The organism is Cupriavidus sp. 05N39 (genome assembly GCF_056397325.1).
In genome coordinates, this window is record NZ_JBFTNE010000341.1 from 1 (window position 1) to 415 (window position 415).

Annotated in this window: 1 protein-coding gene; it reads right to left on the bottom strand. The window is 72.5% G+C overall.

Annotated features, from left to right (window positions below; genetic code table 11):
• On the bottom strand, nt 1–415 hold a 415-nt coding region (locus AC1DN0_RS41610; RefSeq protein ID WP_477146688.1), incomplete at both ends, for a sigma 54-interacting transcriptional regulator.

Below are 415 nucleotides of genomic sequence, written 5' to 3' on the forward strand. Positions count from 1 at the left end.
GGCCTGCAGGGCGGCGGCAGTGAGCCGCTTGGGGGAGGTGTCGAGCTTGCGCGCGGCGGCCGCCAGAAAGGTATCGGCGAGCTGGGCGATGTCGTCGCGGCGCTCGCGCAATGGCGGCAGGCGCAGCCGCACCACGTCCAGGCGGTGCAGCAGGTCGGCGCGGAAGCGGCCCTGCGCGACCAGCGACTCCAGGTCCTGGTGGGTGGCGGCAATCACCCGCACGTCGACGCGGATCAGTTCGCGCCCGCCGACGCGGAAGAACTCGCCTTCGGCCAGCACGCGCAGCAGGCGCGTCTGCAAGGGCAGCGGCATGTCGCCGATTTCATCGAGGAACAGCGTGCCGCCGTTGGCCTGCTCGAAGCGGCCGACATGGCGACGCTGCGCGCCGGTGAACGCACCGGCCTCGTGCCCGAAC